We start from the raw sequence: 26,918 nt of genomic DNA on the forward strand, positions 1-26,918 counted from the left end.
GAGTGATACTATTAAAAGAGTTATTTCCCATCTGAGAGCTATTTTAGTGCGCTTTAGTCTGATTCTTCTAGCGGTATTTCTATCTTCTTCGATTTATGCGAAAGACACTGACGTACTGGTCGTTCACTCATACCATCAAGGATTTTTCTGGACCGACAGTTTTCAAGAAGGTCTGGAGAATGCTCTAAAAGATTCAGGGATTTCCACCCGAGTCGTCTACCTCGATACCAAACGTAACCAAAGCGAAGAGTACCTCGACTTACTGCTTGATCTGTATATCACCAAATTTGGCCAAGAACAGTTTCAAGCGGTTGTGGTAAGCGATAACAATGCGCTCAACCTTATGAATCGTTTGGGGGAACAGCTGGGTAGTACGCCAGTAGTCTTTGGCGGAATTAACAACTATGACCCTCGTCTGCATAGTAATTTAACCGCAACGGGGCTGATTGAAGACATTGACCTCTACAGCAACATTTCGCTAATTGAGCGTCTGCAACCTAATGTCGAGTCGATTTATGTGATTAGCGATCATTCCATAACAGGAGAGGCGGTGAGACAACAAGTGGGAAAGTTCATTGATACTTACCCTAATTACCGCAACAAAATTACTCAGCTGGTCCCAGAAAGTTACGATCAATTACTCGATACGCTTAGCGATCTAAACGCAAAGAGTGCCGCATTGTTTTGGGTCTACTACCGTGACAAAAATGGCCACGTGATTTCTGACAAGCAACTTTGGAAAGAACTGAATCTACGTTCAGCTGCACCCGTTTATATGGTTCATGATCTCGGGCTAGGTTATGGTGCGGTCGGCGGTGTCATACAAAGCGGTTTGGTCCATGGGTTGCAAACAGGGGAAATGCTCAGAGAAATTATTGAGCGCGGAGAATTGCCTAAGGTTCGAGTTGGTACGCCAGAGATCAAGTTAGATTACGTTGCTGTAAAGAAATGGGGACTCGGGGCAGAAGACGTGGCGGCGTCGATGTTTTTCAATAAACCTCAATCGTTTGCCGATCGCTACCAAAGTGAACTTAATCTAGCAGCCACTCTGGTTTCAGTGTTGCTTATCATCATTTTGGTGTTGGTGTACTACCTGAGCCGATTAAAGCGCAGTGAACAGTTGGCGACGGAAAGCCAAATGCTGACTGAAATGGTGTTTGACCAAAGTTACCACTTTATTGGTGTGCTCGATTCAAAGGGGGGCGTGACATCGAGCAATCGTAAGTTGCAAGAGTTGCTTTACAGTCAGGATTTCAGCCAAGACTTGCCCATTTGGCAACATCGTTACTGGCAAGAAGACGCTGTTGCCCAGTTCAAACGCTTCTTAGATGATAAGCAAGCCGAGACGGTAACCCAATTTGAGGCAGAAATCTGGCATGAAGAGTTGGGCGCGTTAGTTCTTGAAGTCTCTCTCAAACCGATCCCGTCAGGCGTAGAGTCCGCGCGCTACTTACTTGAAGCCAAAGACATCACCACTCGGAAAATTACCGAAGAGCGCTTGTATCAACGTGAGGCGAACTTGAGTCACTATTACGACCAACAGCCGGTGATGATGGTGACGCTCGATGACCAAAACCGTATCCAACAAGTGAACCAATTTGCTGAACAGTTGCTTGGTTACACGCCAGACCAAATTTTAGGTCATCGCTTGAGAGAGTTTTATCTGCATGAGGATGCGCTTATTCCGCGTCAGGTACTGCTGCAACCTAAGCAGGTTATGAAAGGGGTCTGGCGACGTGAGATTGAGTATCGCCATGCTGACGGACAAGTGTTGTGGATTCGCGAAAATATCCGTCCTTTGGTCGAGTCGGGGCATTTACTCATTGTCGGAGAGGACATCACCGAGACGCGCAAACTGTCCGATCAATTGGCGTATCAAGCCAGACATGACCTTTTAACCGGCACATTTAGTCGCAACTTTTTCGAAAAAGAGCTCACCAAAGCACTTAAAGAAGTGGAAAGCTATACGCGCACTCACGCAATGCTGTATCTCGATCTTGACCAGCTTAAGGTATTAAACGACACCGCAGGTCATGAAGCAGGGGACGAAGCGATCAAATTCTGTGCGCGAACGCTGGAAGAAGTCTTACCTTACAACACCGTGTTAGCGCGGATGGGGGGCGATGAGTTCGCGATTCTTCTCAAAGATTGTACTGAGTTAGACGCGAAGAAACTGGCGAAAATGATCATCGATAATCTGGGTGAGCAACCTTTCGTCTGGCAAGACATCCGATTAAGCCTCAACTGTTCTATCGGTATTCGATTGATTGACCATACTGCCTCTTCACCGCAAATGGTCCATGCACAAGCGGATACCGCGTGTCATGTCGCGAAAGAGGAAGGGCGTAATCGCTACAGCTTATACTGCCTGGATGATCAAGAGCTGCGTCGCCGTGAGCAAGAAATGGAGAGCGTGAACTTAGTACATGATGCTCTTGCTAACCAACGCATTGAGCTGTTCGCCCAGCGCATTATTGCCTTAGACAACGATGACAAAGGCATGCACTTTGAAATCTTGGTTAGGATTCGTGATGTGAATGGCGATTACATCTCGCCGGGTATCTTTATGCCTGCATCTGAGCGCTACAACATTGCGCATTTGATCGACCGAGAAGTAGTAAGCCAAACCTTGGATTGGTTTAGCGCGAACCCTGCTGCATTGGAAAATCTCAGTCAGGTTGCGATAAACCTGTCTGGTCATTCAATGGGCAATCGAGAGTTCATCCAGTTTTTGCTCAATAAGCTCCAAGAGAGCGCGGTGCCGTGTAATAAGGTCTGCTTAGAAATTACCGAAACGGCGGCCATGAGCAACATGAAGCAAGCCATTGAATTCTTCAGCCAGTTAAAGGCATTAGGGTGTTTGATCGCTTTGGATGACTTTGGCTCAGGACTCTCCTCGTTTGGTTACCTGAAAAAACTGCCTGTCGATATTGTGAAAATAGACGGCATCTTTGTTCGCGATATCGATGTCAATGAGATGGACCACTTGATGGTGCGTTCAATCAATGATTTGGCAAAACAAATGGGTAAGCGAACCGTGGCTGAGTTTGTCGAGAACACGCGCATCATTGACCAATTGATGGAGCTTGGCGTGGATTACGCGCAGGGTTACATTATCGGTAAACCTAAACCCCTACCGACGCTGGTGGAGGAGTTGATCGATGAGAATAGGGTTAGTCCCCAATCTTAAAATCCATTACACTTGCGCCAGTTTTATTGCCCCTTGAATCGGAGCCTAATGTGCAGTTACAACTTATTTGTCAATCTCCAGACCAGAATGAACAGCTTGAGCGCATCGCTCAGCGTTGGGGATTAGAGCACAACCCGCAAAGCCAGTTTGCTTTAGTGCTTACAGCTGAGCGCCTTGAGCTGCGTAAAGTCGACGAGCCTAAGCTAGGTGCCATTTACGTTGACTTGATTGGCGGTGCGGTAGGTCATCGACGCAAATTCGGTGGCGGCAAGGGGCAAGCTATTGCGAAGGCGGCAGGGCTCAACAAAGGGGCGACTCCGCATGTATTGGACGGCACGGCGGGGCTTGGGCGCGATGCTTTTGTATTGGCTTCGCTAGGGTGCAAGGTACAAATGGTTGAGCGTCACCCTGTGGTTGCTGCTTTGCTTGATGATGGACTGACTCGTGCTCAGCAAGATCCAGAAATCGGTACCTGGGTGAGTGAGCGGATGTCTTTGCTCCATGCCTCTAGCCACACTGCGTTGCAAGACCTTGTGAATGACGAGTCCTTTGTTAGACCCGATGTCGTCTACTTGGATCCAATGTACCCTCACCCTGAAAACAAAAAGAAAAGTGCGTTAGTGAAGAAAGAGATGCGAGTATTTCAGTCTTTAGTCGGCGCAGACTTGGATGCGGATGGTCTGTTAGCACCTGCACTTGAACTGGCAACGAAGCGAGTGGTGGTGAAGCGACCTGACTACGCAAACTGGCTTGATGAACAGCGCCCAGCGATGGCGATTGAAACGAAAAAAAATCGTTTTGATGTTTATGTCAAAGCATCAATGACTTAGTGCCCAAAGCCGATTAAATCTTCATTTAGTGCTTGCTAATTAACCGTCATGTAGGTATATCTTACTAAGAATTATTCGTATTCTTAGCTGGAGTAGTAGCATGGCTAAACGTCTTTGTAAGATGAATCGCAAGCAGATCGCTGAAAACCTAGGGGACATCCATCGTTTGGTGATTGAACCTAAGTTTGTCTGCCGCTCGTGTGCGCGTTCGTCTTCTTCACAAAGCTCGCTGTGTAAGCCTGCTGCGATTCCTCCTCAAAAGTGCCAAGATAAGCCGATAGAGCAACAAAGAGCTTGTGGCTTGCTTGCTGAAGCGTTGCCAACAAAAGATCGCGCAGATGTCGTTGATGCCAAGAAAGCACAGGCCGTTAGACGTGTGATTGACAAAGTTAAGCAAAAAGCTTCAACAAAGGCGACTCACAAGCCGTCACTGACCACAGAACCGGTGGTCGATATCTCGAGTAACACATCAATTAAAGAGGCGAAGAAGGCGCTTAAAAAACAGTATAAGCAGCAGAAGAAGCTCCTCAAGCTGGCGAAGAAGCAACGCAAATTGCTTAAGAAGCAGCATAAACTTGAAGCTCAAGTTGAGCGCCAAACACCTTTGATTATTCCAGAACTTGTTGCAGCACAGATCGACGCTGCGGTGCATTAACAATAAAAAAACGCTCTCGATTAGGAGAGCGTTTTTGTTTATGCCGATTGATAGCTTTGTTCAACCTTTCTTTTGACCCAGGTTTCGTTGACCCACAACGATAACATGATGATCGCGCCGCCAATGGTGAGTCGAACTAGGTCGACATCTCGATTCCAGATCAGAATATTCACGATTAAGCCTGCAGGAACCAGGGCATTGTTCATGACTGCTAGTGCCCCTGCGTTAACCATGGTGGCGCCTTTGTTCCACGCAAAGTACCCCAAGCCTGACGCGATCAAGCCCAAGTAGATCAAGATTCCCCACTGTGTTTGAGTGGTTGGAAGCTTATCTAGGTTGCCCATCAAGGCAAAGGCGATCGTTGCGACGCAGAGCGCACCAAGGTAGAAATAGCCAAACACCGTATGTTGTGGCAGGTCAACAGGGCTTTTCTCCATAATGTATTTGTAGCCCACTTGGCCAATGGCGAAGCACAGGTTCGCCCCTTGAACCACTAAGAAGCCCAGCACGAAGTTTTCATTGATTCCAGCAAACTTAATGAAAGCTGCGCCCGCCACGGCAATTATCGCAGTCACTAAATACCATGGTGAAAATCGTCCTTTTAAAAGATCATAAATCAAGGTGACATAGATTGGTGTGAAGACGGTAAACAAAAGGACTTCTGGAACGGAAAGCAGTAAGAAAGATTGGTAGTAGAAGCAGTACATCAAGCCAAGCTGAAAACCACCAACGGTCATCAGTTTCGCAATCAGCCCACGGTCGATACCTTTAAAACGTAGGAAAGGTAAGAACACTAGGCTGGCGAGTGCGACACGGATAAAGACCGAGAACCAAGAGTCAACTTGACCGGCGAGGTAAACGCCGATCAAGCTAAACGAAAAAGCCCATAAAAGGGTGACGGCAGAGAGATAACCCATAACTAATACTCATTATCAATAAATGCTCTGCAGTCTAGCGGAAATTTTCCTCTCGATCAGTCTTTAAGTGGCACGACCAACATATCGACAGGAGAGCAATTGATTAATTGTCGGGTAGAGGAAAGCAACTTACTCCAAAAATCTTGGTGATGACCACAAACCACCAGATCAATATTGAACTCTTGAATGGTTTCACACAGTTCATTACCCAAATCACCACTGCCCACTAGCGTATGTTTGATGGGGTAATTGGCGTGATCGGCAAACTCTTGAAGTTGTGCTTGAGACGCTTGTACTGCTTGATGCTGGGTTTCGGCTAGGTTGATATCAATCAGCCCAGTGTAGAGCTCAGCGTAGTTGACATCGATATGCACAAACGACACGGCAGCTTCAAGTGGTTTGGCAAGAGAAACGGCTTTTTCAATCAAAAGTTTGCTGTCTTCAGAGAGGTCGACGGCAACCAAAATATGTTGATAACTCATAGTGCTATCTCCTTTAGGTGTCTGTTTAAAGATTAGCACCCCCAACCAATAAATTTTGTTGTAGTGATCTCAGATCCACATTCATACGTCAAAGTGTTAAAGTAACAAACATGTTATAGTCATTTACAGTTCATAGACTTAGTAGGAGAAGCAGATGCTTTCACAAGCAATGGTTGAACAATTGAATGAGCAAATTAATCTCGAATTTTTCTCATCCAATCTATACTTACAAATGAGTGCTTGGTGCGAAGACAAAGGTTTTGAAGGCGCGGCTGAATTTTTACGCGCACATGCCGTAGAAGAGATGGAGCACATGCAACGTCTATTTACGTATGTAAGTGAGACAGGCGCGATGCCAATCTTAGGTGCGATTGATGCGCCTAAGCATGAGTTCTCAAGCCTTGGCGAAGTATTTCGTGAAACGTTCGAGCATGAGCAAATGATCACTCAGAAGATTAACAAGCTCGCTCACGTGGCATTTACGTCTCAAGACTACTCAACTTTCAACTTCTTACAGTGGTACGTTGCTGAGCAGCACGAGGAAGAGAAGTTATTTAAAGGGATTTTAGATAAGCTAGAACTCGTTGGTGAAGATGGTAAAGCGCTATTCTTTATCGACAAAGATCTAGCCGCTCTAGCTAAAGAAGGCTCATCTTCTATCATGGATGCCTCTGCTGAATAACTTTCAGCGAAAGACGTTGTAAAGGTCGTCTTTTTCTTCTGGGCATTCTGAGAAGATGTAGGGAGGAAAAGATGATCAATGCAGACACAATTCTATTCACGCTAATGTTGGTGACTCTCGTCAATTTAGCCAGATACCTTACTGCGCTCCGTTCTCTTATTTACATCATGCGTGAAGCCCATCCGCTGTTATATCAGCAAGTTGATGGCAACGGTTTCTTCACCACGCATGGTAATGTCACCAAGCAAGTGCGCCTCTATCACTACCTAAAAAGTAAAGAGTATCATCATCATCATGATGAGGTATTCACGGGTAAATGTGAGCGGGTCAGAGAGCTGTTTATTTTGTCGACTTCCCTGCTAGGTGTTACGTTACTTGCGGCGTTCATTCTCTAAGCGTTGATGATTTGGCAAGCAACACGAATACCGCTAGAATAGCGGACCTAAATTGCTAAGGATGTGCATCGTGCACATCCTTTTTTATTGGTCTTTGATTGAGTGGGTATCATGGCGGAAAAGTTTGATGTGGTCATTATTGGTGCGGGTGCAGCCGGTTTAATGTGCGCTGCAGAAGCAGGTAAACGAGGGCGCAGTGTGCTGCTGCTCGACCACGCCAAAAAGCCCGGTCGCAAAATCCTAATTGCGGGTGGCGGTCGTTGTAATTTCACTAACTACGATGTCACGGCTAAACACTACCTTTGTCAAAACCCACACTTCGTAAAATCCGCGTTGGCTCAATACACCAACTGGGACTTTATCTCGATGATTTATAAACACGGCATCGAGTTTGAAGAGCGCGATCATGGTCAGCTATTTTGCGTGGGCGATTACAACTCAAAAGACATCGTGAAGATGCTGCTTGCGGAGTGTCAGTTACCATCGGTAGAGCAGCGCTACCAGCAAGATATTCACCATATCGAACAGACAGAGTCAGGCTTTGAGCTGCACGCCAACACCAGCGTGATAGAGTGTCAGTCACTGGTTGTCGCTACGGGTGGTTTATCGATGCCCAAGCTAGGTGCGACCCCATTTGGCTATAAGATTGCCGAGCAGTTTGGATTGTCGATCGTCCCAACAACGGCCGGCTTGGTACCGTTTACCTTGCACAAAGAAGACAAAGAAGACTTTGCTGAACTGTCCGGCATCGCGATTCCGGTCGAATTGACAGCAGAAAACAACACCGTCTTTAAAGAGGCTCTGTTGTTTACTCACCGTGGTTTATCAGGTCCTTCCGTTTTGCAGATATCTTCATACTGGAAGCCGGGTGAGACGGTGACCATCAACCTGGTGCCTGACGTTGATATGGATGACTTACTCAGTCAAAACTTGGAAAAACATCCGAATCAAAGTTTGAAGAATACGTTGGCTAAAGTCTTGCCGAAGCGACTGGTTGAGGTACTGATAGAACGTAAAGTACTAGAAGATAAGCCACTCAAGCAGTTTGGCGTGAATCAGCTTAAAGCGATCAGCCAAACCTTACAGCATTGGCAGATTGTGCCGAATGGTACTGAAGGTTACCGCACCGCCGAGGTGACGTTAGGTGGTGTGAATACCGATCATATCTCTTCAAAGACCATGGAGTGTAAGCAAGTTAAAGGGCTGTACTTTATCGGTGAGGTGATGGACGTAACTGGTTGGTTGGGAGGCTATAACTTCCAGTGGTGTTGGAGTTCAGGCTTCGTAGCTGGCCAGTGGGTGTAAAGTCACACGAATAATTACTGAGAATTCACTCTTTAGTACTACACTTAGTTAGTGAGATAGCAGTGTGGTCAAAGGAGTGAATCCTATGAGTCAAGAAGCGTTAATTTCCCGTATTAACGAACTACCCAGAATTGAAAGCGTCCTGCAAGAGTTACTCGAAATGGTCAATCGAGAGACGATCGACTTTGGCGAGTTAGCGCGCAAAATGTCGATGGATCAGGTGTTGTTGGCTCGTGTGTTGAGGATGGCGAACTCCGCACAGTTTGGCGGCGTGAAAGGCATCGCCAACATTAATGACGCCATTGTTCGAATTGGGATTGGCGCCATTCGTAACCTCATCTCTTCCTCGATTCTCGCGACAACCTTTCCTAAGCTCGAAACCCTCAATATCAAAGACTATTGGGCTGGTACGTTTGAAATCGCGACAATTGCCAGCACCATCGCCAAAGACATCAAATTGGACCCGAACGAAGCGTTTACCACAGGGATATTGCACAACATTGGCGAGCTGATGATTCATGCTTTGGAGCCGGAAAAAGCTGTCGATATCCAGCAAAGAGTGTGGAATGGGGAAAACGCCGCGCAGGTTCAACGTGAAGTATTAGGTACGGACGCGCAGCAACTGGGTGCCGTGCTTGCAGAAAGCTGGCAATTCCCCAATGAGCTGGTGGATGCCATCGCGAATGTGAACCACCCTGCGAAGGCGGTAGAGTCGAAACGTTTGGCATGTTTACTCTACTTAGCGCGAGACATTCACCAACGTTGGGACAACATGCTTGATGAGCAAGAGAAGCAGCACTACCTGACAACGAGTAAAGCTGCGATAGCACTGCATGTCTCTCCAACGCTTGCGTCGAGTATTGATGCCGTTCGCGGTCAGGGCAGTGAACTGGCGTATCAACTTTTCTAGCTATTGTGCGTTAGAGTGGTCAGTTTGAGCGCGATCTTTTTTGCCGATTTTGATCTGCTGGATCACCAAGCCTGTGATAATCAGCACTAATCCAAGTAGCGTTGCTGGGTGAATCTCCTCACCAATAATGGAAGCCAACAGCATTAACGAAATGAAGGGCGATGCAAAAATGAGGTTACTGATACGCGCCGTATTTTGCGTGGCCTTTAGAGCACTTAGCCAAAGGACAAACGTCACCCCCATTTCAAACAAGCCGACGTACGTAACCGCGAGCCAACCTTTGTTGGTAATGTGACTAAAACTTGCGCCTTCGTAAAGGGTTAAGCCAATAGCGAAAGGAATGGCGACCAAAAAGCCAAGTAACACACCAACAACCGGATCGGCTTTGTTCTTTGCGTTTAAGATCCAATAACCAGCCCAAAGCAGGGTGGATAGCAACGCCAGTCCAACACCTAATGGGCTGTCAAAATTAAGACCTAGCACATCCCCTTTGGTCGCGATAACGATCACGCCCAGATAACTGAACGTACAAGCGACCCAATCCTGTTTGCGAATCTTTTGCCCTAAAAAAACCGCAGCCATCAAGGTTAAGGTGATCGCCCAGCTGTAGTTGATGGCTTGCGCTTGTGAGGCAGGCAGAAGATCGTAGGCTTTGAACAATATGATGTAGTAAGCCAGCGGGTTGATGACACCAAGTAGCAGGTAGTACCAAGGATTAGATAGAAACGTGCTGGGTAATTGCTTTAGCTTACCGGTGGCCGCGCAGATAATCATCAACGCCAGTGCCGAGACAATACTCGCCACGGTTAACATCTGAATCGGGGTGAATTCGGCTAACGTGAGCTTAAAAGCAGTCGCTACCGTTGACCAGAGTAGTACAGCGGATAAACCTAATCCTAAAGCGCGGCGCTCGTTCATGATGTTCCTTTCATCAAACCAGCGGTGATATTGCGCTGGTTGTTGGTATGGCTGAGGGTATGAAGCGCCTAGTCTAGCTGTTCGATAACTGGCCGACAAACTGGACATTTATCCAGTGCTAAAATACCATTGAGTGAAGACGATAAACACGAGTTAAGCCTTTACTATGCAATGGATTCTAGAGAATCAAACTTTATTGATGTCATCCATCACCAGCGCCGTTGTCGGTGGTTTTGTTGTCGGTTGGTGGGTAAAACAAAAAATGCAGTTTCAGCAACAACTCACTGAGCAGCAACTAGAATCCAATCAACAACTTGCCAACAGCCAGATCCAACAATTGCAGCGAGAGCTCGAACAATGCCAGCAAGAGTTGGACGAACTAGACAGCGAAAGAGACAAAGCCGCTTATGAGCTGAAACAAGCACACGGTAAGTTGATGGCGGTGATGGAAAAGCTGCGTTACTTTGACGCTGTGAAACAAGAACGTCAGCAATACGCTGACGACCTAAACATCGCAAGAGAGCAGAAGTCACAACTTGATGCTCAGCTTCGCGAACAACAAGCCCGACATGAACAAGAAAACAAAGCCAATCAAGAGAAACTGCAATTACTCGAGCAAGCCGAAGTACGCCTGAAGCAACAGTTTGAACACCTTGCCAACCAACTGTTTGAAGAAAAAACCGCCAAAGTCGACCAACAAAATCGCCAAAGTTTAGAAGGCTTGCTCTCACCATTGAAAGAGCAGTTGGAAGGCTTTAAACGCCAAGTCAACGACAGCTTTACGGTCGAAGCCAAAGAGCGTCATACCCTGGTTCATGAGCTGAAAAACCTGCAACGTTTGAACGAACAAATGACCCGAGAGGCTGTGAATCTCACTCAGGCTCTGAAAGGGGACAACAAACAGCAAGGCAACTGGGGAGAGGTCGTGCTGGCGCGTGTGCTTGCCGAATCAGGCTTGCGAGAAGGGCATGAATATCAAACTCAGGTTAGCTTGCAAAATGAAGCGGGTAAACGTTACCAGCCGGATGTGATTGTTCACTTACCACAAGATAAGCAGGTGGTTGTCGACTCTAAAATGGCGCTCGTGGCTTACGAGCGCTACTTTAATGCAGAAACCGATGCTCAGCGAGACAAAGCCCTAAGTGACCACTTACTTGCATTGAGAGCGCATATCAAGGGATTATCGAACAAGGATTATCACCAGTTGAAAGGCATTCAGAGTCTCGACTACGTGCTGATGTTTATCCCCGTAGAGCCCGCTTTTCAAATCGCCATTCAAGCGGATCCAAGCTTGGTTAAAGAGGCAATGGAGCACAACATTATTTTGGTCAGCCCGACCACTTTGCTGGTGGCGCTTCGAACCATTGATAACTTGTGGCGCAATGAGCGACAAAATCAAAACGCGCAAGTGATTGCTGAGCGTGCCAGCAAACTGTACGACAAACTGCGATTGTTTGTTGATGATATGGAGAGCTTGGGCGGCGCGCTTGATCGAGCCAACCAGAACTACCAAGGTGCGATGAACAAATTGGCTAGCGGGCGCGGAAACGTCATTCGCCAAGCGGAGAGCTTCAAACAGTTAGGGGTGGAGGTCAAAAAACCGATCTCTAGCGCGCTCACTCAAATGGCTCAATATGAAGGGCTCACAGAAAATCGTGCATTGAATGAAAATGATTCTATCGTACAAAGACATCCGGATGAGGATAAAGTAAACTAATCGCCCGCAGTGCTCAGGTCGTAATTAATAATCAGCATTGCTCGAAGAGGAATCATCATGACGGATACAAGCGTGCAATCAAACCCAGCGTTAGAATCGAGTGAAACTACCCACTTTGGTTTCACCACCGTGGCAAAAGAACAAAAAGTTGAAAAAGTAGCAGAAGTTTTTCACTCTGTTGCAGCTAAATACGACATCATGAATGATTTGATGTCGGGTGGTATTCATCGTCTTTGGAAGCGCTTTACCATCGATTGTAGTGGTGTGCGACCAGGCCACCGCGTCCTTGACCTTGGTGGCGGTACCGGTGATTTGACGGCTAAGTTTTCACGCATTGTCGGTGAGAAAGGCCATGTTATTTTGGCGGATATCAACAACTCTATGCTCAATGTTGGCCGCGATAAACTGCGCGACATTGGTGTTGTTGGTAACGTGCACTACGTACAAGCGAATGCGGAAGAGCTGCCGTTCCCAGATGACTATTTTGATGCGATCACTATTAGCTTTTGTTTACGTAACGTGACCGACAAAGACAAAGCGCTTCGTTCGATGTATCGCGTTCTTAAGCCTGGTGGTCGTCTATTGGTGCTTGAGTTTTCTAAACCCGTCTTAGAGCCGCTATCAAAAGTATACGATGCGTACTCATTCCACTTGCTACCTAAAATGGGAGAGTTGGTGGCCAACGATTCAGAAAGTTACCGTTACCTTGCTGAGTCGATCCGTATGCACCCAGATCAAGAAACGCTTAAAGGCATGATGAATGACGCTGGTTTCGATAACACCAGCTACTACAACTTGACGGGTGGTATCGTTGCGCTTCATCGCGGCTACAAGTTCTAAGGTCACGCACTATGCCATTTGAACCTCTCATTACGGCAGTGATAGAAACTTCACTGAATACTCTCATTAACGATGACCCAGAATTGGGTCGTCGTCTTGGCCGACTTAAAGGTCAAGTGATTCAAGTTCATCTCAAAGAAATTAACAAGACATTGACCTTTGTTTTTAGTCAGCAAATTGATGTCTTGGCCAACTATGAAGGTGAGCCTGACTGCTACCTTTCCTTAAATCTAGCGGTGCTTCCTGAACTGCGTGATCAATCCAACATCACCAAGCTCATCAAGCAAGACAAGTTAGTACTGGAAGGTGACATCCAACTGGCGCAAAAATTTGCTCAATTGATGACAGATTGCAAGCCAGACATCGAAGAGTGGCTGTCACGAGTAACGGGCGATGTCGTGGCGCACACCGTAGTGAAAGGTGTCAGTGGTTTTGGTCAGATCGTGACGAGCCAAGCCGCTAAACATCAGCGTCACTTAGGGCAGGTTCTTACCGAAGAGTGGCGTATCGCGCCCGCGCCTTTGGAAGTTGCCCACTTTTGCGATCAAGTGGATGATGTGAAAAGCCAAGCGGCAAAAGTTGAAGCTCGTTTGAATCAGCTGTTGGAGCGCGCATGACCCCAGCAGAGTTAAAGCGCTTATACCGAATTATCAAGGTTCAACTAGAGTATGGTTTGGACGAACTCTTGCCAGACCATCAATTAATGAAGGCTCCACTGCTGGCACGCAAAAGTCTGTTCTGGATTAAGAATCAGCATCCAGAAAAAGACCTTGGTGAGCGCCTGCGTTTAGCTTTGCAAGAGCTTGGTCCGGTATGGATCAAGTTTGGTCAGATGATGTCGACGCGTCGCGATCTCTTTCCTCCTCATATTGCCGACCCGCTCGCATTGCTCCAAGACCAGGTGTCTCCGTTTGATGGCCAATTGGCGAAAGAGCAGATTGAGCTCGCACTCGGAGGTCCACTTGAGACTTGGTTTGATGATTTTGATATCGAGCCGCTTGCCTCAGCGTCGATCGCTCAAGTGCACACTGCGAAGCTCAAATCGACTAACCAAGAAGTGGTACTAAAAGTCATCCGGCCCGATATTCGCCCAGTCATTGATGCAGATCTAAAACTGATGTACCGCATGGCGCGTATAGTCGCCAAGGCGCTTCCTGAAGCACGTCGTTTAAAACCTGTTGAAGTGGTGCGCGAGTACGAAAAGACGCTGCTTGATGAATTAGATTTACGTCGTGAGGCGGCTAATGCGATTCAGCTGCGCCGAAATTTTGCTGGTAGTGAAGAATTGTATGTTCCAGAAGTTTTTACTGACTTCAGTAATAAAACTGTCATGGTTTCTGAGCGAATATACGGCATTCAGGTTTCCGACATAGAAGGTTTACACGCAAACGGCACCAATATGAAATTGTTGGCGGAACGTGGCGTGAGTGTTTTCTTTACGCAGGTCTTTCGCGATAGCTTCTTTCACGCTGACATGCACCCAGGTAATGTCTTTGTTGAACCGCAGCATCCTGAAAACCCGCGTTGGATTGGCCTAGATTGCGGCATCGTTGGGACACTGAACAGTGAAGATAAACGCTACCTAGCAGAAAACTTCTTGGCGTTCTTTAACCGTGATTACCGCCGTGTGGCCGAGTTGCACGTTGAATCCGGATGGGTTCCACGTGAAACCAATGTCGATGAGTTTGAGTTCGCGATTCGAATTGTTTGTGAACCGATCTTTGCCAAGCCGCTCTGTGAAATTTCGTTTGGTCACGTGCTGCTGAACCTATTTAATACGGCGCGTCGCTTCAATATGGAAGTGCAGCCGCAATTGGTTCTGCTGCAAAAGACCTTGCTCTATGTCGAAGGGTTAGGGCGTCAGCTATACCCACAGCTTGATTTATGGGAAACCGCTAAGCCATTTCTTGAAGAGTGGATGATGAATCAAGTCGGCCCGCAAGCGGTGATCAACGCGGTGAAAGATCGCGCGCCGTTCTGGGCGGAAAAACTTCCGGAGCTACCGGAGTTGCTGTATGACAGTTTGCGCCAAGGTAAAATGATGAACCAGCGAATGGATCAGCTCTACCAAGGCTACCGTTCAAGCAAACGTCAGCAGGCAACAGGTAAATTTTTATTTGGTGTTGGTGCCACATTAGTCGTATGCTCGGCAATATTGGTCAACAGCACCTATGAGCAACTTTCTATGTTCAGCGCCCTAGGTGGTGTCACATTTTGGTTGCTTAGTTGGCGAGCTTACCGTCAATAGACGTTAAACTCTTGAAATAAATTTGTTTATAGACCCGAGGTAAAAAGAATGGGTGGTATTAGTATTTGGCAACTTCTGATTATTGCTGTCATCGTCGTTCTACTATTCGGTACTAAGAAGCTACGTGGTATTGGTGGCGATCTAGGTAGTGCAGTGAAAGGCTTCAAGAAAGCAATGAGCGAAGATGAGACAGCAAAGAAAGACGCTGACTTTGAGCCAAAAGCTGTCGATCAGCAAAAGAGCGTAGAACAGCAGAAAACAGAAGCGACTGCTGAAACTAAGAAAGACAAAGAGCAGGCGTAACACGTGTTTGATATCGGTTTTTGGGAACTGGTATTAATATCTGTCGTCGGGCTTGTGGTTCTAGGGCCTGAGCGTTTGCCTCATGCGATCCGCAGCGTGTCCAAATTTATTGGCGCAGCGAAAAACATGGCAAACAGCGTGAAGGATGAACTTTCTCATGAATTGAAAGTTCAAGAGCTGCAAGAAAATCTGCGCAAAGCTGAGCAAATGGGGATGGAAGATCTCTCTCCAGAGCTCAAATCTTCAGTTGAAGAGTTGAAGCAAGCTGCTCAAGATGTGCAACGCCCATATGCGAGCAAAAGCGACTCAGCAGAGAAAGCTGCTGAGACTTTGAACGAGAAACAAGACTCTGTTCAAAGTGCCAATGACTCAGCAGGTGCAGTCGAGAGCTTAACCACTCCAGACTCACCACAGGCAGATAAGAAAGCCGAATAGTCTCGCATTAGGAGGAGCTACTAACCAGTAGCTCCTTTTCGATCGTTTATAGTATGAGGTCTCCATGTCTTCTGTAGAGCAGGCACAGCCTTTGATCAGCCATTTATTGGAACTCCGTAATCGTCTGCTCCGTGCGATATTAGCGGTGCTGGTGGTGTTCATTGGGCTGATTTATTTCGCGAATGATATCTATGAATTTGTCTCCGCACCTTTGGTAGAGCGTCTACCTGAAGGGGCAACCATGATTGCCACGGATGTCGCATCTCCCTTCTTTACTCCCCTAAAGCTGACCTTAATCGCATCAATTTTCGTCGCCGTGCCCTTTATCTTGTATCAAGTCTGGGCGTTTGTCGCTCCGGGTTTATACAAGCATGAGCGTCGATTGATCATGCCATTGATGTTCTCAAGCTCGTTGCTGTTTTATTGTGGGGTTGCCTTTGCCTACTTCGTGGTATTCCCGCTGGTATTTGGCTTCTTTACTGCAATTTCTCTCGGCGGCGTGGAATTTGCGACTGATATTTCGAGTTATCTCGACTTTGTATTGGCGCTGTTTTTAGCTTTTGGTATCGCTTTTGAAGTACCGGTTGCTATTATCCTGCTTTGTTGGACAGGGGCGACAAACCCGAAAAGTCTGAGTGAGAAGCGTCCGTACATTATTGTCGGGGCGTTTATTGTCGGTATGATGCTGACACCACCGGATATGATCTCCCAGACACTGCTAGCAATACCTATGTGCTTGTTGTTTGAGGTCGGACTGTTTTTCGCCCGTTTTTATGTACGTAAAGATGAAACGGAAGAAGAGCAGCAGGACGTATAAAACTAGCTGTCATCTGAAACAAAAAAAGCTTGCCGAATGGCAAGCTTTTTTGTTTTCTGACAGTAACGATACATCTCATACTATCGCAAGGAACTACTTAACCTTGATGATATGCCCACATTGGGAGCATAGGTAGATTTCTTTAATGCCTAGCAACTTTTGCCAAAATGTACGGTGCTGTCTTTGTAAGTAACTACTGTGGTTGCACATACAAGACGCCTTCTAATATTTGAGACGCAATACTAAACCAGTCGCATTTACTTTTAAAGGTTAAAGTGTGACTTATATCTCACTATCATGAGAAGTTTAACGGATTCTAATTGTTGATTTGCACAATAAAAACAGTTGCTTAACATTTTTGTTGGTAACTGTTGTAACTTCATTGATAGAGCAACTACGTAGATCGGCGATTCTTTGTGCAACCAATGAAACATAAGCGGGTTCATTTCGTTTTCCACGATGTGGAACTGGAGCTAAATAAGGACAATCTGTTTCCAAAATCACGTAGTTCATGTCTAGATGTGGAATTACCTTGTCCATTCCACCATTTTTAAATGTGGATACGCCACCAAGACCTAAGTGAAACCCGAGATCATTGATCGCTTTCGCCTCCTCAACGCTCCCACCAAAGCAGTGAAAGACGCCAGAAAGTGAGCCGTCTTGCTCTTTACGCAGCAGGGTAAGTGTTTCCTCAATCGAGTCGCGAGTGTGGATGACGACTGGGAGCTTCTTCTCTTTTGCCCAGTTTAGCTGAGTAATAAATGCCATCTCTTGCTCAGCTTTATAGGTTTTGTCCCAATACAAATCGATACCGATCTCACCCACAGCAATAAAATTGTGTTTATCAAACCACGAGTGAATGACGTCCAAGGTTTGCTTAACGTTGCCATCAACATAGCAAGGGTGAAGCCCCATCATTGAGCGACACACCTTTGGGTAAGCGGCTTCGGTTTTCAGCATCGGTTCGATGGACTCTAAGTCGATGTTGGGCAGTAGAATTTTCTCAACCCCTTGCTCAAGTGCGCGGCGTACAACGTCATCGCGATCGTGGTCAAATTCACTGGCGTAGATATGGGCATGGGTATCGATCATGGTGATTCTCTTTGCTATTTCGAGGGGTCAGTATACGGCAGTGTGAGCTTTTGGTCATTTTCTGCATTTTTCTCGACTCGCTCTGGCGTCTCAAGTTTGGAGTGATATGATGCGAATCAAGCACTTTCACCATACAAGGAGAACAGAGTGTCAGTTTCTATTCAAGGTCAGTTCCCTGGCCGTCGTATGCGCCGTATGCGTAAGCATGACTTTAGCCGTCGCCTTATGGCGGAAAACCAATTATCGGTGAGTGATCTGATTTACCCTATGTTTATTTTGATGGGCAAAGATCGACGTGAAACTGTGGAGTCAATGCCGGGTGTAGAGCGTTTGTCTATCGACCTAATGTTGGAAGAAGCACAATACCTTGCTCAGCTGGGTGTGCCTGCAATTGCTCTGTTTCCTGTGGTAAACCAAGATGCGAAGAGCCTTTGTGCGGCGGAAGCATACAACCCTGAGGGCTTGGTTCAACGTGCAGTTCGTTCGCTGAAAGAGCATGTGCCTGAAATTGGAGTGATTACAGATATCGCGCTGGATCCGTTTACCACACACGGCCAAGACGGCATCATTGATGAAGATGGCTACGTTCTAAATGATGAAACGACTAAGGTATTAGTTAAACAAGCGCTATCTCACGCTGAAGCAGGGGCCGATGTGGTTGCGCCTTCAGATATGATGGACGGTCGTATTGGTGCAATCCGTGAAGCACTCGAGAACGCAGGCCATATCAATACCCAAATCATGGCTTACTCTGCGAAGTATGCCTCTTGTTACTACGGCCCGTTCCGTGATGCGGTCGGCAGTGCTAGTAACCTAAAAGGTGGTAACAAGAAGAACTACCAAATGGATCCTGCGAACTGCGACGAAGCGATCCACGAAGTGGCGATGGATATCAATGAAGGCGCGGATATGGTCATGGTCAAGCCGGGCATGCCATACCTAGATGTGGTTCGCCGCGTCAAATCAGAGTTGCAAGTGCCGACGTTTGCTTATCAAGTATCCGGTGAGTACGCGATGCATAAAGCCGCGTTTGCTAATGGCTGGTTAAAAGAGCGCGATACCGTGATGGAATCTCTGCTTTGCTTTAAGCGAGCGGGTGCAGACGGGATCTTAACCTACTTTGCCAAAGACGTCGCTGAGTGGCTAGCTGAAGAGAATGCACAAGCCGCAACGTTTTTGAAAAACGAGCAAGAATAAACACCGATCATTGATTTCAAAGGCTGGCAATTGTCAGCCTTTTTTAGTTTTGGAGGGGCATCGTGACCATTATATATCGTGAGGGCACGTTGGAAGAGTGCGTACAAGTGGTGGAACAGATCACCGAGTTTGTACACAAAGAAACCGTTGAAAGTTTATCTGCGCGACTTCGTGATAAGCCGCGGTTTTTAGTCCAAGTGGCCGAAGAGGGTGAGCAGTTACTCGGATTTAAGATTGGCTATCAATTGGACAGCCAAACATTCTACAGTTGGTTTGGTGGCGTCTCATCACTTGCTCGAAATAAGGGAGTCGCACAGCGGCTACTTGAAATACAGGAAGACTGGGTGGCAGAGCAGGGCTATCAATACCTTAAGGTAAAGTCTCGTAATCAGTTTCCTTCAATGCTGCGGTTGTTGATCAAAAATGGTTACTTGATAGAAAACTATGAAGCAAGAGAGCCACTGCTAGAGAGTCGTATTCACTTTGTAAAAGTACTCAGAACCAGTCATAAAAATTAAATGAGATTTTTTCTCATTTAGGTGTTGACGACTCAAATGAGAATGGTTATTATTTATCTCGTCTTAGGGAATGAGAGAAGTTCACAAGGACGTTGAGTTACCAGATTCAAATTGGAGACGGTGATGACACTGAACTTAATCGAACTTGCACGAGTTCTTTTTGACACGACATTGCTCACATTGCTTCCAGTGTAATTTATAGCTTTATGGCAAAGCACTTTATTCACCTAATTTCGCTTTGACCCCTTTTTGCTAGGCGACATCATACGATGTCGCTTTTTTTATGCCTGTCATTCAGAGTGAACAAAAGGACACCAGCAGCCTTTTCCACAGTTAAGGATCGTAATTCGATCGATCTCTAGATGATCGATCGAATAATACATCTTTAAATTACAAACACTTAGTTTTGAATTTCATGGGATGAAAGCGTTTTTTATATCTTGTGGATAAATAATATAAACAGAGTTATCCACAAGCAAGTCATCCCATTGGTAAAAGAATCGACAAATGTGTGAATGGGCTCTAGAGAGTTAAAATGGATTCACCGCGACAGTCATGGCATCCTAGGCAGATCTTTCTGCATTTTCTTTGGATACGTAAAGACTATGGCTAATATTCCTGATAACCCATTGATTCTGATCGATGGTTCTTCCTACTTATATCGTGCGTTTCATGCTTACCCGGAAACCATGAGCAACGGAGATATTCCGACAAACGCCGTTTATGGTGTAGTGAATATGCTGCGTAGCATGATGCGTCAATTCTCTTCAGATCGAATGGCAGTGGTCTTTGATGCGAAAGGCAAAACCTTCCGCGATGATATGTATCCAGAGTACAAAGCCAATCGACCACCAATGCCAGATGATCTTCGCTGCCAAATTGAGCCGCTGCACAATGTGATTCGCGCAATGGGCTTGCCACTTATCTGTGTGCCAGGTGTAGAAGCCGACGACGTGATCGGTACGTTAGCGTATCAGGCGTCGCAAGCAGGTATGCCTGTTTTGATCAGTACGGGTGATAAGGACATGGCACAGCTCGTGGATGACAACGTTACCTTGATCAACACCATGACCAACGTTGTGATGGATCGTGACGGAGTGGTAGAAAAATTTGGCATTCCACCAGAATTGATCATCGACTACCTCGCGTTGATGGGGGATAAGGTCGATAACATTCCTGGCGTTCCGGGGGTGGGTGATAAAACCGCGAAAGCGCTCCTTCAAGGTATTGGTAGTCTCGAAAAACTGTATGAGAACCTTGATGATATCGCACCACTTGGTTTCCGTGGTTCAAAGACGATGGCGAAAAAACTGGTTGATAACAAAGACAACGCCATGCTGTCTTATGAGTTGGCAACCATCAAACTGGATGTGGAACTAGAAGAAACGCCAGAATCTTTGCTAAAAAATGAGCCGAATAAAGATGAGCTGATTAAGCTTTACGGCCAGCTTGTGTTTAAGTCATGGCTGAACGAGCTGCTTGATGGTGGTTCGGGCGTTGTAGAAGCCGATGAAAAGTCTGGTGCAGCCGTTTCTTCAGCAAAGAGTACTAGTACTGTTGAGATGGATACTTCTGCTGTTACCATTGATCGCAGCCAATACGAAACCATCTTAGATGAAGCCACATTTAACTCTTGGCTTGAGAAGTTAAAAGCTGCCGATGTCTTTGCATTTGATACCGAGACAGACAGCCTAGACTATATGGTTGCTAATCTGGTTGGTCTGTCGTTTGCAACAGAAGAAGGTGTCGCCGCTTATGTACCAGTCGCTCATGACTACCTAGATGCGCCACAGCAACTTGATCGTGATTGGGTATTGGCACAGCTGAAACCTATCTTGGAAGATGATACCCAAGCGAAAGTTGGTCAAAACTTAAAGTATGACGCAAGCGTGTTGGCACGTTATGACATTGAAATGAAGGGCATCAAGCATGACACCATGCTCGCTTCCTACGTTTACAATAGTGTCGGTGGTAAGCATGACATGGACAGCTTAGCCCTGCGCTTCCTTCAGCACTGCTGCATCTCGTTTGAACAAATCGCGGGTAAAGGCAAGAAACAGCTCACGTTCAACCAAATTGAACTTGATCAAGCCTCACCGTATGCGGCGGAAGATGCGGACGTAACATTACGCTTGCACAACCGCCTCATGGCAAATATCGAAAAAGATGAGCAGTTGAAAGCGATTTATGAAGAGATAGAAGTGCCGCTTGTCCCAGTGCTATCACGCATTGAGCGCACTGGCGTTTTGATCGATGATATGAAGCTCGCGGCTCAGTCGCAAGAGATTGCACAACGCCTAGATGAACTCGAGCAGAAAGCGTATGAAATTGCCGAGCAAGAATTCAACATGAATTCACCTAAGCAACTGCAAGCACTGTTGTTCGAGAAAATGGGTCTGCCTGTTATTAAGAAGACACCATCGGGTACGCCTTCAACCAATGAAGAAGTACTGCAAGAGTTGGCGTTGGACTACCCATTACCAAAACTGATCCTTGAATATCGTGGTTTAGCCAAACTGAAATCGACTTACACCGATAAGTTGCCGAAGATGATTAACCCAGAGACGGGTCGAGTGCACACCTCTTATCATCAAGCAGTGACAGCGACAGGGCGTTTATCTTCGACTGATCCAAACTTGCAGAATATTCCAATTCGAAATGATGAAGGTCGTCGTATCCGTCAAGCATTTATTGCACCACATGGTTACAAGATCATGGCGGTCGACTATTCACAGATTGAACTGCGTATTATGGCGCACCTGTCGGGTGACAAAGCGCTGTTGGATGCGTTCCAACAAGGCAAAGATATCCACGCTGCGACGGCGGCAGAAATTATGGGAACAACCATCGACCAAGTCAGCTCAGAGCAGCGTCGCCGAGCGAAAGCAGTCAACTTTGGTCTTATCTACGGTATGAGTGCGTTTGGTCTCGCAAAACAGTTAGGGATTCCCCGCGGTGAAGCTCAGGACTACATGAACACCTACTTTGAACGCTACCCTGGTGTCATGCAGTACATGGAAGACACTCGTAGTGCCGCAGCCGAGCAAGGTTACGTAGAAACGATATTTGGTCGCCGTTTACACCTTCCTGAAATCAAGTCTCGCAATGGGATGCGCCGAAAAGCAGCAGAACGTGCCGCGATCAACGCACCGATGCAAGGCACTGCTGCTGATATCATCAAAAAAGCGATGCTGCTTGTCGATGAGTGGATTCAAGCAGAAGGTGATGGTCGCGTTAAACTACTGATGCAAGTACACGATGAATTGGTATTTGAAGTTCAGGAGTCAGCTTTGACCGAAATTGAAAGTAAAGTACAACAATTGATGGAGTCTGCAGTGGCACTCGATGTACCGTTAGTGGCTGAAGCGGGTCATGGTGACAACTGGGATCAGGCACACTAGACACAAAATAGGCTAAATTGGGTAAATAACATGAGCCAGCGCACAAACGCTGGCTTTTTTTTACCAATAAATAAGTAGGAGTGAGTTTGGCCTAAATGTTATTTAACAAAATTTTCATGAAAAAAACTTACAAAAATTGTTTTCATTTCTGACCAAATGTTGTACATTAATCGGCGTAGGGTACAGAGGTAAGATGTTCTATCTTTCAGACCTTTTGTTTCACGTTATTGGATTAGGCTGATTCAGCCGCCCCAGTCAGCTTTTGACTGGGGCGTTTTTTATTGTGGCAAAGAAAAAGTCAGTTCATGCGAGTAAAACGTCACAACCCGCATTAAAAACGCCCATATCCATTCAGTTTATGTCCTCCAAACGCCACTCAGCTCAGACCCCTCTGTCTGTAACTTTCACAACGTTTGTAAATAAATACCAATCACACTTTGGTTATTTTTGTTAGGAAACTAACGGCGGTTTGATGTGCCAGATTTCGCTGTAGGCTATCTAAGTTATTATAAAACAATAACTTGTTTTCTTATGGGGGCGGAGTTGCTTTGAAATTCTCAGTCAAACCAGAATTGCATTGTCGACAGGTATCGACGAATATCAGCACACAATAATTATTACCTATCTATATTCTCTCCCGTTGCCCCGCCCAAAAGGCGGGGTTTTTTATGCCCATAACAAAAAGCCCCGCCAAGGGGCAGGGCTTCAAGTGATATTTTGTCAGGCTAGTCGTCTTGATTATCCTGATTCTCTTCGTCGATGATGTCACCTGTGATTGCATCCGCCAGTGCCGGCGCAAACCACTCATCAAGTTTGTTTCGTAGTGTGTCAACACCAATCCCTTTGAGTGAAGAAAACGCTGCAACGCTTACGTCACCACCAAACCCAACGGCATCTTTCTTAATCTTCAACACTTGTGCTTTGCGTGCGCCGCTCTTGAGCTTATCTGCTTTGGTCAGTAGAACTTGTACAGGAATGCCGCTGTCTACTGCCCAGAAGATAAGCTGTTGGTCGAGGTCTTTCATCGGGTGACGGATATCCATCAACACCACGAGACCTTTCAAGCTTTGGCGTTTTTGCAGATATTCACCCAGTGACTTTTGCCATTTTTTCTTCATTTCTAATGGCACTTGAGCAAAGCCGTAACCCGGTAAGTCGACGATGTGGCAGCCGTCGGTCACCTTAAAAAGGTTAATTAATTGTGTACGGCCAGGTGTTTTACTGGTTTTTGCCAGGCTACGCTGATTGGTCAATCGGTTTAGGGAGCTGGATTTGCCCGCATTGGAGCGACCTGCAAACGCAACTTCGATACCTTCATCTGCTGGCAAGGCGCGGATATCCGGCGCACTCGTGATGAAATGCGTGTTTTGATAATGAATTTTTACGCTCACTGTTAACTCCATCTCGACTTTGTGTAGTCGATTGATTACTTTTTTGTGAAATTGTGTAAAATAACCGTGCTCGGCATAAGGTCGCCTATTGTATCACGACTGGCAACAGCAAGTGGTACTGGAAGCTTGATAATTATAATGGAATGTCATGAAGAAATTAGCGCTAATCTTGAGTCTTTTAGCCAGCTGCTCTGTATGGGCCCAAGGCAGTATTGAAGCTGGTAAAGCAAAATCCCAAACCTGTGTTGCCTGCCATGGTGCTGATGGCAACAGTCAACTCGCTATGTACCCTAAACTTGCAGGTCAGCATGCTAAATATATTGAAAAGCAGCTGAAAGAATTCAAGTTGGGTATGACTAGCAATGGAAAGCAAGGTCGTATGGATCCTGTGATGAGTGGTATGGCAATGCCGCTATCAGAGCAAGATATGAAAGACCTAGCGGCTTATTATGCGTCGCTTCCGATCTCACACAACACAACACCAGAAAATGTTGTCGATGCGGGTAAAGCACTTTACACCGCGGGTGATGCTGAGCGTGGTCTAACAGCGTGTATTGCTTGTCACGGCCCTCGTGGTAACGGCACAGAGCTTTCTGGTTTCCCTAAGATTTCTGGCCAGCATGCTGACTACATTAAAGCTCAGTTAGAGAAGTTCCGTGATGGCTCTCGCAACAACGATATGAACGCCATGATGCGTGATATTGCGAAGAAGCTGACGGACGAAGATATCGATACTCTTTCTAAATACGTTGGCGGCCTGCACTAAGCCCTATCATTTGTTCGAGCGCAAAGTTGTATTGAAAAAGCCCAGAGATTGTCTCTGGGCTTTTTCGTGTGACAGAGTTCACTTCTTAGTTTGCGCCTTGTCACTGCTTGTTTCTCAGTGCTGTGTGAGATATTTGCCATACTTGCGTCCATTAATATCCACCTATTAAAAATAAGTAATTGAAAATTATGGGGTAATGAAAGGGGTTAAAAATTATCTCGATTTATTTCTCCCAGCTAATTGCGCAGTGAGAGGAAAGCGGTAGAGTGTACTTATCGGCAGGGAGCTGAGTAAGGATTTCAGACCAGGAGGTCTCCAAGGACGCAAGCTAGGATTGCTTGGGTGATCAGCAGGATGCAGGGTAGGTAGGAAGCCTACTGGATAGGGATGGTCAATTTGTCTAATGGTTTAAGACAGTGAAACGGATCAGGTTAAGGACTAACCCAGATAGCAGGAAGTAAAAGGAAAGCCAAAACTCACCAGGATGGTGGCAAACAACATTTTTGGCAGGGAAAGCACCAAAAACAAACGGAATATTGGTGTACTGAAATCAGTACCACACAGTTTGGCCGTAAAGGCATTTAGAAAGCGATAGTTAACCCTATCGCTTTTTTTATCTCTTAATTTCAATGAATCGATGATTATTTGCACAATAGTGCTCCACTCTAACGCCAGTTTCTGGTATGTTTCGCATCCCGTTTGAGGATGAGTCAACGCAGACGCTATGCATAATTGCCCCCTTTGCCAAAGCCCAGAGACTAAGCGCTATTTTCAAGATAAGCGCCGAGAATATCTTCAGTGCTTGCAATGTGAACTGGTGTTCGTTAATCCAGACCAGCGTTTGGATGAAGAACAAGAAAAAGCGCACTATGATATGCATGAAAACAACCCACAAGATGAAGGCTACCGACGCTTTTTATCTCGGGTTGCAGGCCCCATATTAGAGCGTATTGAACCTAACTCTCACGGGATCGATTTTGGCTGTGGCCCTGGTCCAACATTATCTTTAATGTTGGAAGAGCAAGGACACACCATGAGTCTTTACGATATTTACTATCACCCAGATAAATCGGTGCTAGCAGAGTCGTATGATTTTATGACTGCTACTGAAGTGATCGAGCACCTCTATACGCCGAACTTGGTGTGGCAGCAATGGTTAAATTTGGTTAAGCCTGGTGGCTGGATTGGTCTTATGACCAAAATGGTCATTGATGTTGAAGCATTTGCCTCTTGGCATTACAAAAACGATCTGACCCATGTGGTGTTTTTCAGTCGTAAAACGTTTCAATATTTGGCAGAGCGGGATCAGCTCGAGCTTGAATTTATTGGTAATGATGTAATTTTACTGAGGAAAGCCCAGTAATGAGCCGTAGTAAAAAAGTAAGATCTGGCGGTAATGGCGACGTTGTTGTCGTTCGTAATCGCACTCAATCAGATGTTGAAGGACGTCTGCGTAAAAAAGATAAAAAGCGCAAAGGCCTAAAAACAGGTGGCCGTAACTCTGAAGCTAAAGCAAATAAGCAACAGACAGCAGGGCAGAAGCGTGATCCGCGTTTAGGCAGCAAAAAGAAAATTCCACTTGTGGTTGAGCCGCAGAAGAAACAAAGCAAAGCGGATCGTCGTTTAAGCGCAGAGCAAGAGCTTGCAATGCTAGAAAACGATACGCAGCTTAATGTGTTGCTAGACCGCATTGAAGAAGGTGAAAGCCTAGGTTCAGGTCTACAGAAGTACGTAGATGAGAAATTGGCGCGCATTGAAGTTCTGATGAAGCAACTTGGCATCTACGATGAAGATGAGTCAGAGCAAGAAGAGCACACCGAGCAAACGTCGAGTTGTGAACTAGGGTCTGATGACGACCTACTTTCACAGTTTGAAGACTTGGATCTAGACCAATTTAAAGGATAAGTAA

The 26,918-nt window shown here is 46.2% G+C and carries 27 protein-coding genes; 21 read left to right on the forward strand and 6 right to left on the reverse strand.

What is annotated here, in order from left to right; translation table 11 throughout:
• The first annotated feature begins 46 nt into the window (after positions 1-46).
• The 3 genes from OH458_RS18785 to OH458_RS18795 all read left to right on the forward strand — a co-directional run bounded on the left by OH458_RS18785 (position 47) and on the right by OH458_RS18795 (position 4,675).
• Positions 47-3,190, forward strand: coding sequence for an EAL domain-containing protein (locus OH458_RS18785; RefSeq protein ID WP_269979447.1), 3,144 nt, complete (start codon positions 47-49; stop codon positions 3,188-3,190).
• A 50-nt stretch (positions 3,191-3,240) separates the two neighbouring features.
• On the forward strand, positions 3,241-4,020 hold the full coding sequence (locus tag OH458_RS18790; protein WP_269979448.1) for a class I SAM-dependent methyltransferase: 780 nt from the start codon (positions 3,241-3,243) through the stop codon (positions 4,018-4,020).
• A 100-nt stretch (positions 4,021-4,120) separates the two neighbouring features.
• Positions 4,121-4,675 carry a hypothetical protein gene (locus OH458_RS18795; protein ID WP_269979449.1) on the forward strand — a complete coding sequence of 185 codons (555 nt, stop codon included), beginning with the start codon at positions 4,121-4,123 and terminating at the stop codon, positions 4,673-4,675.
• A 38-nt stretch (positions 4,676-4,713) separates the two neighbouring features.
• Here the strand turns inward: OH458_RS18795 and OH458_RS18800 are convergent, their stop codons facing one another.
• Together OH458_RS18800 and uspA are read right to left on the reverse strand one after the other, a co-directional pair.
• Positions 4,714-5,592 (reverse strand): carboxylate/amino acid/amine transporter, encoded by an 879-nt coding sequence (locus OH458_RS18800; RefSeq protein ID WP_005474381.1) that lies wholly within the window; start codon positions 5,590-5,592, stop codon positions 4,714-4,716.
• A 56-nt stretch (positions 5,593-5,648) separates the two neighbouring features.
• Positions 5,649-6,074, reverse strand: a complete 426-nt coding sequence (uspA, locus tag OH458_RS18805) for a universal stress protein UspA (RefSeq protein ID WP_005474439.1) — start codon at positions 6,072-6,074, stop codon at positions 5,649-5,651.
• 154 nt (positions 6,075-6,228) lie between these two features.
• On the opposite strand from uspA, the gene ftnA reads away from it, so the two are divergent.
• From ftnA to OH458_RS18825, 4 genes are all read left to right on the forward strand, one after another.
• The gene (gene ftnA / locus OH458_RS18810) at positions 6,229-6,756 is read left to right on the forward strand and encodes a non-heme ferritin (protein ID WP_005474447.1); all 528 of its coding nucleotides are present in this window, start codon (positions 6,229-6,231) and stop codon (positions 6,754-6,756) included.
• Positions 6,757-6,827: 71 nt separating this feature from the next.
• Positions 6,828-7,151 (forward strand): universal stress protein UspB, encoded by a 324-nt coding sequence (gene uspB / locus OH458_RS18815; protein ID WP_005474468.1) that lies wholly within the window; start codon positions 6,828-6,830, stop codon positions 7,149-7,151.
• Positions 7,152-7,262: 111 nt separating this feature from the next.
• The gene (locus tag OH458_RS18820; RefSeq protein WP_269979450.1) at positions 7,263-8,456 is read left to right on the forward strand and encodes an NAD(P)/FAD-dependent oxidoreductase; all 1,194 of its coding nucleotides are present in this window, start codon (positions 7,263-7,265) and stop codon (positions 8,454-8,456) included.
• 85 nt (positions 8,457-8,541) lie between these two features.
• The gene (locus OH458_RS18825; RefSeq protein WP_269979451.1) at positions 8,542-9,366 is read left to right on the forward strand and encodes an HDOD domain-containing protein; all 825 of its coding nucleotides are present in this window, start codon (positions 8,542-8,544) and stop codon (positions 9,364-9,366) included.
• Here the strand turns inward: OH458_RS18825 and OH458_RS18830 are convergent, their stop codons facing one another.
• Positions 9,367-10,284, reverse strand: coding sequence for a DMT family transporter (locus OH458_RS18830; RefSeq protein ID WP_269979452.1), 918 nt, complete (start codon positions 10,282-10,284; stop codon positions 9,367-9,369).
• A 166-nt stretch (positions 10,285-10,450) separates the two neighbouring features.
• Between OH458_RS18830 and rmuC the strand changes: the two genes are divergently transcribed.
• The 7 genes from rmuC (at position 10,451) to tatC (ending at position 16,644) form a co-directional block, all read left to right on the forward strand.
• Complete coding sequence (rmuC, locus tag OH458_RS18835) at positions 10,451-12,001, forward strand: DNA recombination protein RmuC (protein ID WP_269979453.1); 1,551 nt, start codon at positions 10,451-10,453, stop codon at positions 11,999-12,001.
• 57 nt (positions 12,002-12,058) lie between these two features.
• The gene (ubiE, locus tag OH458_RS18840) at positions 12,059-12,841 is read left to right on the forward strand and encodes a bifunctional demethylmenaquinone methyltransferase/2-methoxy-6-polyprenyl-1,4-benzoquinol methylase UbiE (protein ID WP_005474404.1); all 783 of its coding nucleotides are present in this window, start codon (positions 12,059-12,061) and stop codon (positions 12,839-12,841) included.
• Between the two features lie 11 nt (positions 12,842-12,852).
• The gene (locus OH458_RS18845) at positions 12,853-13,458 is read left to right on the forward strand and encodes a ubiquinone biosynthesis accessory factor UbiJ (protein ID WP_269979454.1); all 606 of its coding nucleotides are present in this window, start codon (positions 12,853-12,855) and stop codon (positions 13,456-13,458) included.
• On the forward strand, positions 13,455-15,089 hold the full coding sequence (gene ubiB / locus OH458_RS18850; protein WP_005474418.1) for a ubiquinone biosynthesis regulatory protein kinase UbiB: 1,635 nt from the start codon (positions 13,455-13,457) through the stop codon (positions 15,087-15,089). Before OH458_RS18845 ends, ubiB begins: the two co-directional genes overlap by 4 nt.
• 48 nt (positions 15,090-15,137) lie before the next feature.
• A complete protein-coding gene (tatA, locus tag OH458_RS18855) occupies positions 15,138-15,392 on the forward strand; it encodes a Sec-independent protein translocase subunit TatA (protein ID WP_005474461.1) in 255 nt (84 codons plus the stop codon).
• 3 nt (positions 15,393-15,395) lie between these two features.
• Positions 15,396-15,827, forward strand: a complete 432-nt coding sequence (gene tatB, locus OH458_RS18860) for a Sec-independent protein translocase protein TatB (protein WP_038139819.1) — start codon at positions 15,396-15,398, stop codon at positions 15,825-15,827.
• 64 nt (positions 15,828-15,891) lie between these two features.
• Complete coding sequence (gene tatC, locus OH458_RS18865) at positions 15,892-16,644, forward strand: twin-arginine translocase subunit TatC (RefSeq protein ID WP_269979455.1); 753 nt, start codon at positions 15,892-15,894, stop codon at positions 16,642-16,644.
• Positions 16,645-16,950: 306 nt separating this feature from the next.
• Here tatC and OH458_RS18870 read toward each other — a convergent pair whose 3' ends face one another.
• The gene (locus tag OH458_RS18870) at positions 16,951-17,736 is read right to left on the reverse strand and encodes a TatD family hydrolase (RefSeq protein WP_269979456.1); all 786 of its coding nucleotides are present in this window, start codon (positions 17,734-17,736) and stop codon (positions 16,951-16,953) included.
• Positions 17,737-17,883: 147 nt separating this feature from the next.
• Between OH458_RS18870 and hemB the strand changes: the two genes are divergently transcribed.
• From hemB to OH458_RS22145, 4 genes are all read left to right on the forward strand, one after another.
• Complete coding sequence (gene hemB / locus OH458_RS18875; RefSeq protein WP_269979457.1) at positions 17,884-18,933, forward strand: porphobilinogen synthase; 1,050 nt, start codon at positions 17,884-17,886, stop codon at positions 18,931-18,933.
• 62 nt (positions 18,934-18,995) lie between these two features.
• Positions 18,996-19,451, forward strand: coding sequence for a GNAT family N-acetyltransferase (locus OH458_RS18880; protein WP_038192489.1), 456 nt, complete (start codon positions 18,996-18,998; stop codon positions 19,449-19,451).
• A 605-nt stretch (positions 19,452-20,056) separates the two neighbouring features.
• Complete coding sequence (gene polA / locus OH458_RS18885; protein ID WP_269979458.1) at positions 20,057-22,852, forward strand: DNA polymerase I; 2,796 nt, start codon at positions 20,057-20,059, stop codon at positions 22,850-22,852.
• Between the two features lie 193 nt (positions 22,853-23,045).
• Positions 23,046-23,093, forward strand: a complete 48-nt coding sequence (locus tag OH458_RS22145; RefSeq protein WP_438356636.1) for a hypothetical protein — start codon at positions 23,046-23,048, stop codon at positions 23,091-23,093.
• Between the two features lie 484 nt (positions 23,094-23,577).
• On the opposite strand, the gene yihA is transcribed toward OH458_RS22145, so the two are convergent.
• Positions 23,578-24,243 (reverse strand): ribosome biogenesis GTP-binding protein YihA/YsxC, encoded by a 666-nt coding sequence (gene yihA, locus OH458_RS18890; RefSeq protein ID WP_269979459.1) that lies wholly within the window; start codon positions 24,241-24,243, stop codon positions 23,578-23,580.
• Positions 24,244-24,391: 148 nt separating this feature from the next.
• On the opposite strand from yihA, the gene OH458_RS18895 reads away from it, so the two are divergent.
• Entirely contained in the window at positions 24,392-25,009 is a 618-nt protein-coding gene (locus OH458_RS18895; protein WP_005474466.1) for a c-type cytochrome, read from the forward strand.
• 438 nt (positions 25,010-25,447) lie between these two features.
• Here the strand turns inward: OH458_RS18895 and OH458_RS18900 are convergent, their stop codons facing one another.
• Entirely contained in the window at positions 25,448-25,660 is a 213-nt protein-coding gene (locus OH458_RS18900; protein WP_269979460.1) for a hypothetical protein, read from the reverse strand.
• A gap of 73 nt (positions 25,661-25,733) precedes the next feature.
• On the opposite strand from OH458_RS18900, the gene OH458_RS18905 reads away from it, so the two are divergent.
• Positions 25,734-26,372 carry a class I SAM-dependent methyltransferase gene (locus OH458_RS18905; protein WP_269979461.1) on the forward strand — a complete coding sequence of 213 codons (639 nt, stop codon included), beginning with the start codon at positions 25,734-25,736 and terminating at the stop codon, positions 26,370-26,372.
• Positions 26,372-26,914 (forward strand): Der GTPase-activating protein YihI, encoded by a 543-nt coding sequence (yihI, locus tag OH458_RS18910; protein ID WP_269979462.1) that lies wholly within the window; start codon positions 26,372-26,374, stop codon positions 26,912-26,914. The genes OH458_RS18905 and yihI overlap by 1 nt, the downstream gene beginning before the upstream one ends.
• The last annotated feature ends 4 nt before the right edge of the window (positions 26,915-26,918 follow it).

The sequence above is a fragment of the Vibrio sp. MarTm2 genome (genome assembly GCF_027587055.1).
GTDB classification, from domain to species: Bacteria; Pseudomonadota; Gammaproteobacteria; order Enterobacterales; family Vibrionaceae; genus Vibrio; species Vibrio sinaloensis_D.